Genomic DNA, 13,098 nt, shown 5'->3' with positions numbered 1-13,098 from the left:
CCACCGGGGGCCCGGCTCCACGGGCACCGCGGGCGCGGGATGATGAGAGCGGGTGCTGTGGGATCTCGGTTACATTCCTGGCCGGACGGTAGCGGACAATCCCCCGGCCGGTCGGTTGTGAGCGGGAGGCGGAGACCATGCCAGTCAACGGAGAGCGGAGCCGGAGCAGTCGGCGGCCGACGCTGGAAGAGGTCGCCGCGCGTGCCGGTGTCGGCAGGGGCACGGTCTCACGGGTGATCAACGGCTCGCCCCGGGTGAGCGAGGCGACCCGCGCCGCCGTGGAGGCGGCCGTCGCGGAACTCGGCTACGTGCCCAACACCGCGGCGCGCGCCCTCGCGGCCAACCGCACCGACGCCATCGCGCTGGTGGTGCCGGAGCCGGAGACCCGCTTCTTCTCGGAACCGTACTTCTCCGACATGCTGCGCGGCGTCGGTGCCGAACTCTCCGACAGCGAGATGCAGTTGCTGCTCATCTTCGCGGGCAACGACCGGGAGCGGCAGCGCCTCGCGCAGTACCTGGCCGCCCATCGCGTCGACGGTGTCCTGCTGGTCTCGGTGCACGCCGACGACCCCCTGCCGGACATGCTGTCCCAGTTGGAGATCCCCGCGGTGATCAGCGGCCCCCGCTCGGCCGCCGAGACGCTGACCTCGGTGGACTCGGACAACTACGGCGGCGCCCGGTCCGCGGTGGAGCACCTGATGTCCCGGGGCCGTCGCCGGATCGCCCACATCACCGGCCGCCTCGACGTCTACGGCGCCCAGCGCCGTGTCGACGGCTACCGCGACGCCCTGCGCGACGCGGGCCTGCCCGTGGACGAGGGCCTGATCGAACCCGGCGACTTCACCGACGAGGGCGGCCGGCGGGCCATGACGACCCTGCTCGAGCGCCACCCGGACCTGGACGCGGTCTTCGCGGGCTCCGACGTGATGGCGGCGGGCGCCCGGCAGGTGCTGCGGGAGGCGGGCCGCAGCGTACCCGGCGACGTGGCCCTGGTCGGCTACGACGACTCGGCCATCGCCCGGCACATGGACCCCCCGCTGACCAGCGTCCGCCAGCCGATCGAGGAGATGGGCCGCGCCATGATCGACCTGCTCCTCACCGAGATCGCCGGCCGGCGCCCGGCCACCCCCCGCGACCCGCGGCGCCACCACGCGGTACTGCCCACGGAACTGGTGGACCGCGCGTCGTCGTGACCGTCCGTCCTTCCGGGCGGGTGGCGTCCGTCGCCCGCCACAGGAGGCCGCAAAAACGAATCAGCCGGTGACTTCGTCTTCGGACGGAGTCACCGGCTGATTACTCAGGGTGAGTGACGGGACTCGAACCCGCGGCATCCTGGACCACAACCAGGTGCTCTACCAGCTGAGCTACACCCACCATGACCGGTAGTCCGAGGATTGCTCTCCCCGACCGGCCGAGAAGAAGTCTACAGGGTCCGAAGGGGTGCTCGCGCACGCCTTTTCGCGCGGGTCCCGAGCGGACCCCGGGGCACTGTTCGCGCGGTCCTACCGCGCGGGCAGGACGTGCTTGGCGGCGATCGCCCGGGCGGTGTCGGAGTCCGGGCCGGGCTGCGGGACGAAGACGGCCTCGCGGTAGTAGCGCAGCTCGGCGATCGACTCGCGGATGTCGGCGAGGGCGCGGTGGTTGCCGTTCTTCTCCGGGCTGTTGAAGTAGGCCCGGGGGTACCAGCGGCGGGCCAGCTCCTTGATCGAGGAGACGTCGACGATGCGGTAGTGGAGGTAGTCCTCCAGGGTCGACATGTCGCGCAGCAGGAAGCCGCGGTCGGTGCCGACGGAGTTGCCGCACAGCGGGGCCTTGCCGGGCTCCTTGACGTGCTCCCGGACGTAGGCGAGCACCTGCGCCTCGGCGTCGGCCAGCGTGGTGCCGCCGGCCAGTTCCGCCAGCAGCCCGGACGCGGTGTGCATCTCGCGCACCACCTCCGGCATCGTCTCCAGTGCCGAGTCCGGCGGGCGGATGACGATGTCCACCCCTTCGCCGAGCACGTTCAGCTCGGAGTCGGTGACGAGGGCGGCCACCTCGATGAGCGCGTCGTCGGACAGCGAGAGGCCGGTCATCTCGCAGTCGATCCACACCATGCGATCGTTCATGTGTCTTACCTTACGGCGCGCCGCCCCGCGCCGGACCGGGCGTGCGGCGACCTTGTCGGTGTGCGCGCGACGGGACGACGGCGGAAGAGGGACGGAGCCGTGCTCCGCCCCTCCCTTGCCGCTCCTCGCTCAACTCCCGCTGCGCGGTCCCGGCAGCAGGCTCACCGCCTGCCGGCGGCTCTGCATCGGCACCCCGCTCTCGCGGTCCGGGTGCAGCACCGGCGGCGCGTGGCCGACCGGCCCGGGATGGGCCAGGCCGGGCCCGCCCGGTCCGGGCTGCATCGGGATCTCCGTCTCACCCGGCCGTTCGCCCTGCGGCCGGCGGGCCCGGTAGGCCGCGCGGTAGGCGGCCGGGGACGAGCCGAGCTGGCGGCGGAAGTGCCCGCGCAGCGCGACCGGGGAGCGGAAGCCGCAACGGCCCGCCACCTCGTCCACGGAGTAGTCCGACGTCTCCAGCAGCCGCTGCGCCTGGAGCACCCGCTGGGTGATCAGCCACTGCAGCGGCGCGCTGCCGGTGAGCGAGCGGAACCGGCGGTCGAACGTGCGGCGGCTCATGTAGGCGCGTGCCGCCAGGGTCTCCACGTCGAACTGCTCGTGGAGGTGTTCCAGCGCCCAGGCGACGACCTCGGCCAGCGGGTCGGCGCCGATCTCCTCGGGTAAAGACCTGTCGAGGTAGCGCTCCTGGCCGCCCGACCGGCGCGGCGGGACCACCAGGCGCCGGGCGAGCGCGCCGGCCGCCTCGTTGCCGTGGTCCGTCCGCACGATGTGGAGACAGAGGTCTATCCCGGCCGCCGTGCCCGCCGACGTCAGGACGTCGCCGTCGTCGACGAACAGCTCCCTCGGATCCACGTGCACCGACGGATAGCGCTTGGCCAGCGTCGGCGCGTACATCCAGTGGGTGGTCGCCGGACGGCCGTCCAGCAGGCCCGCCGCCGCGAGGACGAATGCGCCCGTGCACAGCCCGACGATGCGGGCGCCCTCCTCGTGGGCCCGGCGCAGCGCGTCGAGCGCCTCCTCCGGTGGTGGCGAGGTGATCGAGCGCCAGGCCGGTACGACGACCGTCCCGGCGCGTGAGATCGCCTCGAGCCCATGTGGCGCGGTGAGTTCCAGGCCCCCCGTGGTCCGCAGCGGGCCCTCCTCGCCGGCGGACACCAGCAGTCGGTAGCGCGGTACTCCGGCGTCCTGGCGGTCGATCCCGAACACCGAAAGAGGTATGGAACTCTCGAAAATGGGGCCGCCGCTGAACAGCAGCACCGCGACGATCTCCTTGCGGCGTCGCCCGGACAGTTTCCGGCCCGCGGCTTCCGGCGTGGCAGTGGAGTCGTGGCTCATCCTGCTAAGCCCCCCTCGGTGGTCGCGGCTCCTCGGTTGTGTCGCTCCTGCACGTTTCCCCTCGGTCCTGCACGAGTCCCCCGCCGTAAGACATCAAGATCGAATCTACTGGCTACCGCGGTCTGACGGTGGCCAGTTCGACACGCCGGACATTGTCGACATGACAACTTGGCGTGAAGCATTCGATCACGAAGCGTTGCACTCGTGGGGCGTGCAGGGAAGTGCGCCTTGTCGCAGTGGCCAAACCGCGTAGGGTGCGGAGGCCGGCCCGGACCCTTTCCGTGCAGGTGGAACGGGGGTTGGGGGGTGGTCGGCACCCCTTCTGAGCGGTATCCGGAAGTTGGCCGAAAAGAAGCGTTCGAGGGTACGGAAACCGGTCAGTCGACCGGTGTCTCTCCCCGGGTGTGACGCCCGCCTCTTTGCGCGCCGCAACGTTCGGACCGGCGTAGCAGCACCCGGCAGGCGGCCGTGACGGCGGCGAGTCCGAAGGCGGTGCCGGCCGCCCCGGCGAGCGAGGTGCCGTACCAGACGAGGACCACGGGAACGAGGACGCAGCTGAAGGCCGCCCAGCGGATCACTTCGCTGGTGGTGTCCGGGGCGGGACGCGGGTCGGTGGTGGATCTCGGTCCGGGCAACTCGTACTCCCTGTGGCGGTGGCTCACGGAGATCAACGCCCGTTCGATCGGTCGGTCACCGGCCGCTGCTCCGTTCACGCTGTGCAAACCGCCTGTACGAGGCAGCAACCATTGCGTTACGGGCGCCGCTCGTGCATGCTCCGGGGAACCCCCACGGACATTCGGGGTCCCCGCTTACGGAGCGTGCGCGGGAAACGAGCGTAGGAGGCGTGTCGCCGTACCCTTGGGGGTATGGGGTTGGGAAGACGAATCCCGGACACAGCTCCGCCGCTCGATGTCACTCCCATCCACACAAGGATCACAACGCCGAGACAGCCATGGCCGGTCACGAATTCTTCGAACCCGCGGACCGCAAGCGGCCCGTCGCCGATCCCACGGCGGCCGAGCCCCTGGCGGTGCCAGAGCCACGCCCGTCCTGCGACCCCGCCTTCCTGCACGGCGTGGTCGTCGGCTTCGACGGCTCGACCTCCAGTGAGCGTGCCCTCGCCTACGCGATCGGCATGGCCCACCGCTCCGGCTCGGGACTGATCATCGTCCATGTGGCCAACCGGCTGCCCACCACCGTGTGGGCCGGCTGCGAGCCGCCCGTTTTCGTCGACGTCCCGGACCACCGCACCGAGGTGCTCGGGCTCGAGCTGGCCTGCGCGGACTATCTGGCCGAGGTGCCCTGGATCCTGGTCGAGCGCGGCGGTGACATCTGCCACGAACTCGAGGAGGTCGGGCGGGAGTACGAGGCCGACGCGATCGTGGTCGGCACCACCCACGGCATCGTGGGCCGGATCTTCGGCTCCGTGGCCGGGCGGCTCGCCAAGCGGGCGCAGCGGCCGGTCATCGTCATCCCCTGACGCGGCTCCCCGCCGACGCTCCGTCAACTTCCTTCGTACGGCGCGAAACTACCCGCGCGTAGAGGTGTTTGTGCCCTTGTGAAGGGCATACATCGGTCAGCGCACCGAGGCGTGTCGCGAGCCGGCGGGTGACGGCCGCCGGCTGATCACGGCGACACGGGAACGGACCCCCGCGTACGAGGTGGCAACGCGGGGGTCCGTTCTGCGCGCCGTCGAGCGGCGGGAGCGGCTACTCCACCGTGACGGACTTCGCCAGGTTCCTCGGCTTGTCGATGTCCCGGCCCAGGGCCTTGGCCGTGTGGTACGCCAGCAGCTGGAGCGGGATGCCCAGGAGGATCGGGTCCAGCTCGTCCTCGTTCTTCGGGACCACGATGGTCCGGTCGGCCTTCTCCTGCTCCTGGTGGGCCACCGCGAGGATCTTGCCGCTGCGGGCCTTGATCTCCTCCAGGGCCGCGCGGTTCTTCTCCAGCAGGTCGTCGTCGGGGACGATCGCGACCGTGGGCAGGGCGGGCTCGATCAGGGCCAGCGGGCCGTGCTTCAGCTCGGAGGCGGGGTAGGCCTCGGCGTGGATGTAGGAGACCTCCTTGAGCTTCAGGGAGGCTTCGCGGGCCACCGGGTAGCCCCGGACGCGGCCGATGAAGAGCATGGAGCGGGCGTCGGCGTAGCTCTCGGCGAGCTGCCTGATGTCCTCCTCCTGCTTGAGGATCTCGGTGATCTGCTCCGGCAGCCGGCGCAGGCCCTCGATGATCCGCTTGCCGTCGCGCACCGAGAGGTCGCGGGTGCGGCCGAGGTGCAGGGCGAGCAGGGCGAAGGCGACCGTGGTGTTGGTGAAGCACTTCGTCGAGACGACGCAGACCTCGGGACCGGCGTGCACGTAGATGCCGCCGTCGGCCTCGCGGGCGATGGCGGAACCCACCACGTTGACCACGCCGAGCACCCGGGCGCCCTTGCGCTTCAGCTCCTGCACGGCGGCGAGCACGTCGTACGTCTCACCGGACTGGGAGACGGCGACGTACAGCGTGTCGGGGTCCACGACCGCGTTGCGGTAGCGGAACTCGGAGGCCGGCTCGGCGTCGGCGGGGATGCGGGCCAGCTCCTCGATCATCTGGGCGCCGATCATGCCCGCGTGGTACGAGGTGCCGCAGCCGAGGATCTTCACGCGGCGGATCCGGCGCGCCTCGCGGGCGTCCAGGTTGAGGCCGCCGAGGTGCACGGTGGAGAACCGCTCGTCGATGCGGCCGCGCAGCACCCGGTCCACGGCGTCGGCCTGCTCGTGGATCTCCTTGTGCATGTACGTGTCGTGGCCGCCCATGTCGTACGACGCCGCCTCCCACTCCACGGTGGTCGGCTCGGCGCTGGTGCGGGTGCCCTCGGTGGTGTACGTGCGGAAGTCGTCGGCCTTGAGGGTGGCCATCTCGCCGTCGTCCAGCGTGACGATCTGCCGGGTGTGGGCGACCAGGGCGGCGATGTCCGACGCGACGAACATCTCCTTCTCGCCGATGCCGAGGACCACCGGGGAGCCGTTGCGGGCCACCACGATGCGGTCGTTGAAGTCGGCGTGCATCACCGCGATGCCGTACGTGCCCTCGACCAGGCGGACGGTCTCGCGGACCTTGTCCTCCAGCTTCTCGGCCGTGGAGCGGGCGATGAGGTGGGTGAGGACCTCGGTGTCGGTCTCGGAGAGGAACTCGACCCCGTCCGCCTCCAGCTTGCGGCGCAGGTCGGCGGCGTTGTCGATGATGCCGTTGTGCACGACGGCGACCTTGCCGTCGGCCGACATGTGCGGGTGGGCGTTCACGTCGGAGGGGGCGCCGTGGGTGGCCCAGCGGGTGTGGGCGATACCGGTGGTGCCCTTGAAGCGCGCCGGCACCTTGGCCTCCAGGTCGCGCACCCGGCCCTTGGCCTTGACCATCCGCAGGCCGGCCGTCTTCGGGGACGTGACGACGATGCCCGCCGAGTCGTAGCCGCGGTACTCCAGGCGCTGCAGCCCTTCGAGGAGCAGCGGAGCCACGTCACGCTTGCCGATGTATCCGACAATTCCGCACATGTAAAGGTATCTCTCAGTCTGGCGTCTCAGCCGTAGACCATGCGGCGCAGCTGCCTGAGCGTCAGCTCCGGCGGCGCCACCGCCCGGTATTTCAGGTCCGCCTCGATCCGGTCGAAGATCGCCGTGTTCGTCAGGCCCTGGGCCTGCAGCTCGCGGTGGCGGCGACGGACGTAGTCCTGCGTCGTCTCGTCGAAGTAGGCGAGCACGTCCTGCACCACCCGCAGCGCCTCGCCCCTGCTGAGGGGCGTGGAGCGCGTCAGGTGATCGACAAGTTCCTCGTGCACCCGGTAGATCCTGGGGTAAGAGCGCGAGTTTCGCAAGAATCCTGCCCGATTCCGGGCAGGAGGCTGTTGGAAGTCTTATGGGGCTCTGTTTGCGGGCTGTCCATCCTGTGTCCCGCGCCTCGTTGCCCGGCCGGACGAGTTTCAGACGTCATGGACATTCCTCGTATGGGAGTACCCGAGAGGCTGGCCGCGCGCATGAGCACGGCCGAGCAGCACGAGTATCTGCGCGCCAGGTTCTCGCGGCGCACGATGATCAGGGGCGGTGCCGTCACCCTGGGCGCCGTCACCGGCGGTGTGTTCGTGTCGGGCGCCGGCGCCCGGGCCACGGTGCCCACCCCGCGCACCGCGCCCGCGGCCGAATCGGTCGACGGCTCCCTGGTCGCGCCCTTCGGCCGCCATCTCGCCTGGGGCAACGACCCCCGGACCGAGATCAGCGTCTCCTGGCAGGTGCCGGTCGCGGTGCGGAGGCCGTTCATCCGGGTCGGGGTCCGTCCCTGGGACCTCTCCCGCCGGATCGACGCCGAGGTCCGCACCCTGTACACCCCGGCCGGGGTCGGCGCGAGCGGCGACCACACCCAGTACTACCTGCACGCCAAGCTCACCCACCTGCGCCCCGGCCGGACCTACTACTACGGCGTCGGCCACGACGGCTTCGACCCGGCCGAGCCCCACCTGCTGGGCACCCTGGGCACCTTCACCACCGCCCCCGCCCACAAGGCCCCCTTCACCTTCACCGCCTTCGGCGACGAGGGTGTCGGCTATCACGGCCTGGCCAACAACGCCCTGATCCTCGGCCAGAACCCCGCCTTCCACCTGCACGCGGGCGACATCGCCTACGGCGACCCGGCCGGCCAGGGCAAGACCGGCGACACCGGCTTCGACTCGCGCACCTGGGACCAGTTCCTGCACCAGACCGAGTCGGTCGCCAAGCAGGTCCCCTGGATGCCCGCCTACGGCAACCACGACATGGAGGCCTGGTACTCGCCCAACGGCTACGGCGGCGAGGACGCCCGCTGGACGCTCCCCGACAACGGCCCGGACCGCGAGAACCTGCCCGGCGTCTACTCCTTCGTCTACGGCAACACCGCCGTCATCTCGCTCGACGCCAACGACGTGTCCTTCGAGATCCCCGCGAACCTGGGCATATCCGGCGGAACTCAGACCACCTGGCTGGAGACGCAGCTCAGGAAGTACCGCGCCGCGAAGGACGTCGACTTCGTCGTCGTCTTCTTCCACCACTGCGCCTACTGCACCTCCACCGCGCACGCCTCGGAGGGCGGTGTCCGCCAGGAGTGGGTGCCGCTGTTCGAGAAGTACACCGTGGACCTGGTCATCAACGGCCACAACCACCAGTACGAGCGCACCGACGTCATCAAGGGCGGCCAGGTGAAGGAGTTGCCGATCGGCGGCACCGCCCATCCCGAGACCGACGGCGTGGTGTACGTCACCGCCGGCGCGGCGGGCCGCGGTCTGTACGCCTTCTCCGCCCCGGACTCCTACGAGGGCCACGAGCACGAAGTCGACTCGGTCGCCTCCTTCGTCAACACCGAGGAAGGCAGGCGGAACGAGACGGTCACCTGGTCCCGGGTACGCTACCTCGACTACTCCTTCCTCCGCGTGGACGTCACGCCCGCCGCGAAGGGCCACCGGACCACGCTGACGGTGTCGGGCATCGCCGAGACCGGCCGGCGGATCGACCACTTCACGGTGGCCCGCACGGCGAAGTAGGCGGCCCGCACGGCGAAGCGGGGTCCGGACGGCCGCACCGATGGCCCAACCGCCGTTCCGGCGGATGATTTCTGCAGGGCGGGGATTGATTCGCCGGATCTGCGGGAGAGTGGTCTTTACCACTCGTGAAGGGAGCGCATGTGAGACGGCACCAGGGCACGACTCCCCGGCTGACCCGCGTCCTCGGATCCCTGCTGCTCGTCGCGGCGGCGGGGTTGACCACCGTCGGCGCGGCCCCGGCGCCGGCGGCCGCCGCGGCGGCCACCCCACTGGCCCGGGTGGTCCCGGCGCCCGCCGAGACACGGCCCGGCGGGCGTCCGTACCCCGTCACCTGGGCCACCGGTGTCCGCGTGGACGGCTCGGACGAGGTCCGCCGGATCGGCGAGTACCTCGCCGGCATCCTGCGCCCGTCCACCGGCTACCGCGTGCCCGTCACCGAACAGGGCACCGGCGGCATCCGACTCCACCTGAGCGGGGACGAGTTCGGCGCCGAGGGCTACCGGCTGACCAGTGGACCCACCGGCGTCACCATCACCGCGAGCGCTCCCGCCGGCCTCTTCCACGGCGTCCAGACCCTGCGCCAGCTCCTTCCGGCGTCCGTCGAACGCAAGAGCGTCCAGCCCGGTCCGTGGCGGATCGCCGGCGGCACCGTCGAGGACCGCCCCCGCTACGCCTACCGCAGCGCCATGCTGGACGTCTCCCGGCACTTCTTCACCGTCGGTCAGGTCAAGCGCTACATCGACGAGCTGGCCCTGTACAAGATCAACACCCTGCATCTGCACCTCAGCGACGACCAGGGCTGGCGCATCGCCGTCGACTCATGGCCCCGCCTGACCACCTACGGCGGCTCCACCCAGGTAGGCGGCGGCAAGGGCGGCTACTTCACCAAGGCCGACTACCAGGACATCGTCCGCTACGCCGCCTCCCGCTACCTGGAGGTCGTGCCCGAGATCGACATGCCCGGCCACACCAACGCGGCCCTCGCCTCCTACGCACAGCTCAACTGCGACGGCACCGCGCCCCCGCTGTACACCGGCACCCAGGTCGGCTTCAGCTCGCTGTGCGTGCCGAAGCAGGTGACGTACGACTTCGTGGACGACGTGATCCGCGAGCTGGCCGCCATCACCCCCGGCCGCTATCTGCACATCGGCGGCGACGAGGCGCACTCCACCAGCCACGCCGACTACGTGAAGTTCATGGACCGGGTGCAGCCGGTCGTCGCCAAGTACGGCAAGACGGTCATCGGCTGGCACCAGCTCACCGGGGCCACCCCCGCCAAGGGCGCCCTCGCCCAGTACTGGGGCCTGGACGGCACCAGCGCGACGGAGAAGGCCCAGGTGGCCAAGGCCGCCCAGAACGGCACCGGCCTGATCCTGTCCCCGGCCGACCGGGTCTACCTCGACATGAAGTACACCGCGAGCACCAGGCTGGGCACCAAGTGGGCGGGCCTGGTGGAGGTGCGGCGCTCCTACGACTGGAACCCCGGAAGCTATCTGCCCGGCGCGCCGGCCTCGGCGGTCCGCGGGGTCGAGGCGCCGCTGTGGTCGGAGACCCTCACCAAGTCCTCCGACATCGAGTACATGGCCTTCCCGCGTCTGCCCGGAGCGGCCGAGCTGGGCTGGTCCCCGGCGGCCACCCACGACTGGGACACCTACAAGGTCCGGCTCGCGGCCCAGGCCCCGCGCTGGGACGCCCTCGGCATGAGCTACTACAAGTCGCCCCAGGTCCCCTGGCCGGCGGGCTGAGCACGGCACGACGGGCACCCCGCGGGACCGTACCGCGGGGTGCCCGTCGTGCCGTCAGGACATCAGAACCCGGCGACGGGGTTGTCCAGATGCCCCACGAGCTGCAGCGCTCCGGACGGATCGGCGAGGTCCACCATCTGCCGGTTGTCGCGCAGCTGGAGCCGGTTGAGGCAGGACAGCGCGAACCGGGGGGCGAACACGTCGTACCGCTCGAACCGGTCGGCCAGTTCGGGCGCCGACCGCTGGTACTCGCGAACGACCTCGGCGACCGTCCGCCAGAAGCCGTCCTCCGCCAGGATCCCCTCGGCGGCGAGGTTCGACGCCAGGAACCGGAAGAAGCAGTCGAACACGTCCGTGAAGACCGACAGCAGCTTCTGGTCCTCGGGCACCTCGGCACGGATCCGCCGCACCTGCGGCGGCAGCACCGCGTCGGGGTCCATGACGACGATCTCCTCCGCGATGTCCTTGAAGATCGCGCGTTCGACCACCCCGTCCCGCAGCACGAGGATCACGTTCTCGCCGTGCGGCATGAAGGCCAGGTCGTAGGCGTAGAAGCTGTGCAGCAGCGGGGTGAGGTAGGCCCGCAGGTAGCGCCGCAGCCACTCGGCGGGCGGCAGGCCGGAACGCTCGACGAGGGCGCCGACGAAGGACGCGCCCGCGTCGTCCACGTGCAGCAGCGAGGCCATGGTGGCCAGTGACTCGCCCTCGCGCAGGGACGGCACCGGACTCTCCCGCCACAGCGCGGCCAGCATCTTCCGGTAGGGCGAGTAGCGGTCGGTGGCCCGCTCGTACTCCAGGTGCCGGTAGCCGACGGCCGCCCGCTCCCGGATGACCGACAGACCGGTGGACCTCAGCACGGGATCGTTCTCGACGAGCTCGGCGAGCCAGTCGTTGATCGCCGGGGTCGCCTCCATGTAGGCGGCCGAAAGGCCGCGCATGAAACCCATGTTGAGGACCGACAGGGCCGTCTTCACATAGTGCCGGTGCGGGTCGGAGGTGTTGAAGAAGGTCCGTATGGACTGCTGGGCCAGGTACTCGTCGTCGCCCTCGCCGAGGCACACCAGATGGCGGCGGGCCACCTCGGCGGCGAAGGTGACGGCGAGCTTGTTCCACCACTGCCACGGGTGCACCGGGATGAGCAGGTACGCGGCGGGGTCGAGTCCCTGGCCGGTGAGGGTGGCCCGGAACCGCTCCAGGGCCGCCTCGCCCAGCTCCGCCCGCAGGAACGACTCGTACTCGACGCCGGCCCCCGCGGTGAACGCGGCCCGCGAGCGGTGCGCGGCCAGCCACACCAGGCGGACCGGGCTCGCGGTCTCCGGGGCGTAGGACAGGTACTCGTGGACGCCGAAGCCGAGCCGCCCGTTGTTGGCGACGAAGCAGGGGTGGCCCTCGGTCATCCCGGTCTCGATGTCCTGGAAGGAGCCTCGGGCGAGCTCCGCGGAGGTGACACGGGGCTTGGTCAGCTTGTAGCAGGTGCCCGCGAGGGTGGAGGAGATCTCCTCCAGGTAGACCGGCAGGATCTCGTCGCTCAGCCCCAGGGCGCCGCGCATCTCGATGAAGAAGTCCAGTGCGGCGAGCGGGAGTTCGGCGCCGTCACGGTGCCGCGTGATCGACTCCGCGTCGACCTGCCAGTGGTCGAGGGCGCGGCGGACCGCGGTGAACCGGTACCGGGTGAGCCCGTCGTCGCTGCGGACGGCGTACCCCTCGCCTTCCGCCTCCGGGTTGAGCAGCCGTTCGTGGGCGAACTCGGCGAGCGCCTTGCGCAGGAGCAGCCGGTTGGCCCGCTCCCAGCGCTCGGGGGAGAGGTGGGCGACGGCGTCGGCGGGGTTCACGCGGACACCGCCTTCAGGAACCGCTCGCGCGTGCAGAAACTCAGCAGCGCCCGCTTCTCCGGTTTCTGGATCTCGCGCTCGGGCACGAACCCGACCGCCTCGTTCAGGGCGTGCACCGCCTTGTTGGCCACGTCGGGCTCGACCACGACCCGCCGGGTCTGGGGGTCCTCGAAGAGGTGCGCCATCACGGCGGTGATGACGGCCCTGGTGAACCCGTGCACCGGGGTGTCGGTGGGAGCGACCAGGAAGTGCATGCCGACGTCGCCCGGCAGCGGCTCGTACAGCCCGGCCAGCTCGCGGTGGGCCGGATCGTACTTCTCCATGAGGAAGACCGGCTCCCCGTCGCGCAGCCCGAGGAGGGCGTGGTGGTGCTCGTCGGCCGCGATCTCCATGTAGGCCCGCTCGACGTCCTGCGGTCTCGCGTCCCGCATCATCCAGAACGCGGACTTGGGGTGGGTGACCCAGCCGTGCAGCAGCTCGGCGTCCCTCAGCGGGTCGAGGGGCCGGAGGGTGAACGTCATGGTGTCGCTGGTCATCGGGTCTCC

General features: G+C 70.8%; 11 protein-coding genes and 1 tRNA gene. 4 read left to right on the top strand and 8 right to left on the bottom strand.

The annotated features are described in order from the left end of the window. Positions 1–137: 137 nt before the first annotated feature. Positions 138–1,193 (top strand): LacI family DNA-binding transcriptional regulator, encoded by a 1,056-nt coding sequence (locus ACWCPN_RS03125; protein ID WP_199210662.1) that lies wholly within the window; start codon positions 138–140, stop codon positions 1,191–1,193. A gap of 108 nt (positions 1,194–1,301) precedes the next feature. On the opposite strand, the gene ACWCPN_RS03120 is transcribed toward ACWCPN_RS03125, so the two are convergent. The 4 genes from ACWCPN_RS03120 to ACWCPN_RS03105 all read right to left on the bottom strand — a co-directional run bounded on the left by ACWCPN_RS03120 (position 1,302) and on the right by ACWCPN_RS03105 (position 4,072). Next, positions 1,302–1,374: transfer RNA gene (locus ACWCPN_RS03120), tRNA-His, on the bottom strand. A gap of 128 nt (positions 1,375–1,502) precedes the next feature. Then, positions 1,503–2,105, bottom strand: a complete 603-nt coding sequence (gene orn / locus ACWCPN_RS03115) for an oligoribonuclease (RefSeq protein ID WP_451202070.1) — start codon at positions 2,103–2,105, stop codon at positions 1,503–1,505. A 129-nt stretch (positions 2,106–2,234) separates the two neighbouring features. Continuing rightward, positions 2,235–3,437 carry a helix-turn-helix domain-containing protein gene (locus tag ACWCPN_RS03110; protein ID WP_199210660.1) on the bottom strand — a complete coding sequence of 401 codons (1,203 nt, stop codon included), beginning with the start codon at positions 3,435–3,437 and terminating at the stop codon, positions 2,235–2,237. A gap of 377 nt (positions 3,438–3,814) precedes the next feature. Then, positions 3,815–4,072 (bottom strand): hypothetical protein, encoded by a 258-nt coding sequence (locus tag ACWCPN_RS03105; protein ID WP_451202069.1) that lies wholly within the window; start codon positions 4,070–4,072, stop codon positions 3,815–3,817. Positions 4,073–4,389: 317 nt separating this feature from the next. Between ACWCPN_RS03105 and ACWCPN_RS03100 the strand changes: the two genes are divergently transcribed. Next, entirely contained in the window at positions 4,390–4,917 is a 528-nt protein-coding gene (locus tag ACWCPN_RS03100) for a universal stress protein (protein ID WP_451202067.1), read from the top strand. 229 nt (positions 4,918–5,146) lie between these two features. Here ACWCPN_RS03100 and glmS read toward each other — a convergent pair whose 3' ends face one another. Beyond that, the gene (gene glmS / locus ACWCPN_RS03095; protein ID WP_392291740.1) at positions 5,147–6,964 is read right to left on the bottom strand and encodes a glutamine--fructose-6-phosphate transaminase (isomerizing); all 1,818 of its coding nucleotides are present in this window, start codon (positions 6,962–6,964) and stop codon (positions 5,147–5,149) included. 26 nt (positions 6,965–6,990) lie between these two features. Beyond that, a complete protein-coding gene (locus tag ACWCPN_RS03090) occupies positions 6,991–7,248 on the bottom strand; it encodes a hypothetical protein (RefSeq protein WP_199210656.1) in 258 nt (85 codons plus the stop codon). A gap of 165 nt (positions 7,249–7,413) precedes the next feature. On the opposite strand from ACWCPN_RS03090, the gene ACWCPN_RS03085 reads away from it, so the two are divergent. Together ACWCPN_RS03085 and ACWCPN_RS03080 are read left to right on the top strand one after the other, a co-directional pair. Then, on the top strand, positions 7,414–8,976 hold the full coding sequence (locus tag ACWCPN_RS03085) for a fibronectin type III domain-containing protein (RefSeq protein WP_451202065.1): 1,563 nt from the start codon (positions 7,414–7,416) through the stop codon (positions 8,974–8,976). 140 nt (positions 8,977–9,116) lie between these two features. Next, a complete protein-coding gene (locus ACWCPN_RS03080; protein ID WP_451202064.1) occupies positions 9,117–10,721 on the top strand; it encodes a beta-N-acetylhexosaminidase in 1,605 nt (534 codons plus the stop codon). A gap of 62 nt (positions 10,722–10,783) precedes the next feature. Here the strand turns inward: ACWCPN_RS03080 and ACWCPN_RS03075 are convergent, their stop codons facing one another. Further along, positions 10,784–12,553, bottom strand: a complete 1,770-nt coding sequence (locus ACWCPN_RS03075) for an IucA/IucC family protein (protein ID WP_451202062.1) — start codon at positions 12,551–12,553, stop codon at positions 10,784–10,786. After that, positions 12,550–13,089, bottom strand: a complete 540-nt coding sequence (locus tag ACWCPN_RS03070; protein WP_451202060.1) for a GNAT family N-acetyltransferase — start codon at positions 13,087–13,089, stop codon at positions 12,550–12,552. The genes ACWCPN_RS03075 and ACWCPN_RS03070 overlap by 4 nt, the downstream gene beginning before the upstream one ends. Positions 13,090–13,098 lie beyond the last annotated feature (9 nt).

Source organism: Streptomyces sp. NPDC002386 (assembly GCF_053593175.1).
Note: the sequence above shows the minus strand (reverse complement) of the source record. Positions and strands in the feature narration are given on the sequence as shown.

Bases quoted from the DNA above. Each gene is read 5' to 3' on its own strand.
- ACWCPN_RS03125 (WP_199210662.1), top strand. From the start codon at position 138: ATGCCAGTCAACGGAGAGCGGAGCCGGAGCAGTCGGCGGCCGACGCTG.
- orn (WP_451202070.1), bottom strand. From the start codon at position 2,105: ATGAACGATCGCATGGTGTGGATCGACTGCGAGATGACCGGCCTCTCG.
- ACWCPN_RS03110 (WP_199210660.1), bottom strand. From the start codon at position 3,437: ATGAGCCACGACTCCACTGCCACGCCGGAAGCCGCGGGCCGGAAACTG.
- ACWCPN_RS03100 (WP_451202067.1), top strand. From the start codon at position 4,390: ATGGCCGGTCACGAATTCTTCGAACCCGCGGACCGCAAGCGGCCCGTC.
- glmS (WP_392291740.1), bottom strand. From the start codon at position 6,964: ATGTGCGGAATTGTCGGATACATCGGCAAGCGTGACGTGGCTCCGCTG.
- ACWCPN_RS03085 (WP_451202065.1), top strand. From the start codon at position 7,414: ATGGGAGTACCCGAGAGGCTGGCCGCGCGCATGAGCACGGCCGAGCAG.
- ACWCPN_RS03070 (WP_451202060.1), bottom strand. From the start codon at position 13,089: ATGACCAGCGACACCATGACGTTCACCCTCCGGCCCCTCGACCCGCTG.